This is a genomic window from Bacteroides sp. AM41-16 (assembly GCF_003603495.1).
GTDB lineage: Bacteria > Bacteroidota > Bacteroidia > Bacteroidales > Bacteroidaceae > Bacteroides > Bacteroides uniformis.
Genome location: NZ_QTNE01000043.1, coordinates 1 through 3,233 on the forward strand (window position 1 = coordinate 1; position 3,233 = coordinate 3,233).

2 protein-coding genes and 1 pseudogene are annotated in these 3,233 nt (G+C 42.4%); all 3 read left to right on the forward strand.

Annotated features, from left to right (window positions below):
* On the forward strand, positions 1 to 1,098 hold a 1,098-nt coding region (locus tag DW896_RS21220; protein ID WP_243634834.1), incomplete at its 5' end, for a DNA methylase.
* 759 nt (positions 1,099 to 1,857) lie between these two features.
* Positions 1,858 to 2,586, forward strand: a complete 729-nt coding sequence (locus DW896_RS21225) for a UpxY family transcription antiterminator (protein WP_117664206.1) — start codon at positions 1,858 to 1,860, stop codon at positions 2,584 to 2,586.
* 17 nt (positions 2,587 to 2,603) lie between these two features.
* A pseudogene (locus DW896_RS21230) lies at positions 2,604 to 3,188 on the forward strand (SDR family oxidoreductase); the annotation flags it as partial.
* Positions 3,189 to 3,233 lie beyond the last annotated feature (45 nt).

Consider the following 3,233-nt stretch of genomic DNA (forward strand, 5'->3'; position numbering starts at 1 on the left):
AGGGGGGAAGAGGGCAGCAATGCCCTTGACCTACCCGATCGACCGTCAGACTTGGCACAGCGTGACGGTCGAGGTGTGCGTGCCGGCAACGAGATTGCCAAAATCTATGCCGACAACAAGGTGGATGTCATCATCTATGCGGTGGAAAAGTCGCTTGACTCGTACAAGTTTAACCTCCTGCACTGCAAGCAGACTTTTATCTCGCAGTTGAAAAGCGGAGCCTTGGGGGCGAGAACCATTGACGAGGGAGCGATGGACGAGAAATCGGGCATGAATTTTTCCGAGTATATGGCTATTCTCTCCGGAAATACCGACTTGCTTGACAAGGCAAAGCTGGAGAAGAAGATTGCTTCTCTGGAGGGTGAGCGCAAATCGTTCAACAGGGGCAAGCGTGATTCGGAACAGAAACTGAAGTCAAAGTCAGAAGAGCTGGACGGCAATCGGACTATACTCAAAGGCATGACAGCGGACTATGACAAGTTTATGAGTCAGGCAAAGAAGGATATGGACGGGAATATTCTCAATCTCATCACCCTTAACGGTCTCGAGTCCAATAATCTGGAAGTGATAGGCAAACAGCTTCAAAGGATGGCAAAAACGGAAAGGACAGATGGGGAATACAAGGAAATAGGTGCAATTTATGGATTTCCTATCAAGGTCGTAAGCGAGACAAGCTTTGAGAGCGGTCTTCCCTTCGTTGATAACCGCTTTGTTGTTGAGGGCCATTACAAGTATCAGTACAACAACGGACATCTCGCCAAGTCTGACCCGATAGCTGCGGCAAATAACTTTGTGAATGCCCTGCAGAAGATACAAGGGTACATTGAACAGTATGATTCAAGATGCAGGACACTGGAGAAGGAGATACCGCAACTAAAGGAAATTGCTTCCAAGGTCTGGAAGAGAGAAGAAGAGCTGAAAAGTCTGAAGACGGAACTGGCAGCATTGGATAGAAAAATACAGTTAGAATTGGCACCACCTGTTCAAGAAAAGGATATAAGTGATAAACCTCAAAAAGAAAACAACACTATCAAATCGGGAGAATTCTACGCAGATACTATAGTACAACAAGAAAGGAAGGTCCGAATTGGTCTTTAATTGGTCTATTTATAAAGTGGCAAGCAAACTTATTATGAGTTTGTTTGCTACTACTTTTTCTTAATACTATATAAATTATCTAAACACAGATAGTTCTTCGTTCACATTTTGATATCAAAGTAATGAAAAACAGTATTTGTTTATACAAAATTTCTGAGATATTAAAGCGATTAGGCTTAAATAGTCTTAAATTTGTGTTGCAGTATTTATAATTCCTGCCATTTCTTGTCTTTTCTCAATAAATTTTCGTATTTTTGCAGTCGGATTGTATAGCCAGACCGCAGTTGTCGCTGTAAGACGAGTTCTTTCATGATAACCGAGTCGGCAGCCTACGCCGTGCTGAGTGTAGTGAAGTCAACCATGACATATCTATACGAAAGCGGGCTTTGGGTGGGAAAGCAATCCAGACATAATGGAAGGCGTTTATCGACGCTGTGTTTAAGACTTCCTGTAATCTAGCAAATTAACAGTTAATCATAGTCTTGAATATGGTCAACGGTAGATGTCCCGGGTGTGATTATTTCAATCCCGTGGAGACCTTGTAAGCATAGATTGTACCCTTTCGGGCGCAATCAAATGTATTATATAGGTCTCTTTACACGGACATGATTTTCATATCGGCGTGGGCTCTGACGTTGTCTGTTCAACTATGATAGGCAATTGCTAGAGCCTCAGGAAGTGGAATGGACAACAGGACGATTCCACGCTTTTTTTGTCGCAATTTAACGGATTTCTGTCTAGAAAAAAGTTAGCACCGATATGAAAGTCGATGAATGGACATCAGAAGATGTACACACCTCAGGAGGAGGTGAATTCCCTCCTTGCGCTGGACTTACCTCCAACGCCCTCCCCGAAGCTCAAAGCACAGTTTCCGCCGAGAGTTCACAAACAGGGGTGTCCACCAGAAATGCCCATATAGCAAGTAAGTCTAAAGCGCAAAAAGAGGAAGAAATTCCTCATTGGTATGCTTTACGCACCACCTATGGTAGAGAGAAAAAAGCATACGACTATATGACCGCCAAAGGCATCACGGCTTTCTATCCTACCACCGAGGTAGTGAAACTTATAAAAGGTAAGCGCAAAATTGTTATCGAGTCACGTTTACCCAACATCTTCTTCGCCTACGGTACCGAAGAACAACTCAAAACCTTTGTTTACGACAACGTAAATCTCCCATTCCTTCGTTTTTACTATCGTCACGTCCACGTTGGGCGCAGAATAGAGAAGGTTCCTATGATAGTTCCAGACTATCAGATGGAAAGTCTCAAAATCATCTGTGCTGCCGATGCGGATAATACAATCGTGTCATTAGTCGAAGTGCCAAAGTTCGAGAAAGGACAGTTGGTAAAGGTTATTGATGGTGTATTCAAAGGGGTGGTTGGAATAGTTGCACGCTGGCAGGGGCAACAGAGAGTAGGCGTGGTAGTAGATGATTTGGTAACAATGGCCACAGCCTATATACCAAGTGCGTTTCTTCAAAAAATATAATAAAACAATTAATAAATATGAAATATGCTTTAGTAACAGGAGCCTCGCGAGGTATAGGACGTGCAGTGGCTTTGCGCTTAGCAAATGAGTATCCTGTCATAATCAATTATCATTCTAATTCCGAAAGTGCTAATGAGGTAAAGGAACTAATTGAGGCGAACGGAGGTTATGCAGAGTTGCTACCTTTTGATGTTGCAGATTCACAATCTATAGAAAATGCGATTGACCTGTGGGAGCAAAGACATCCTGATGATTATATTTCTGTGTTAGTAAACAATGCAGGTATTCGTCGAGACAATGTTATGTTTATGATGGCTAATGAGGAATGGCATGATGTACTTAACACAAATCTTAACGGCTTTTTCTATATCACAAGACGCCTATTGAAACATATGATGCCTCGTAAACGAGGTGGAAGAATTATAAACATGTCATCGCTTTCTGGTTTGAAAGGAATGGTAGGTCAGGTAAATTATAGTACTGCAAAAGCAGCGCTAATAGGAGCGACAAAAGCTTTAGCTCAAGAAGTAGCCCCTCGTAACATCACAGTGAATGCAGTGGCTCCAGGTTTCATACAAACAGATATGACTAAGGATTTACCACCAATACTCTGTTAATTCTTATGTAATCGATTGAAAATGAGAGAG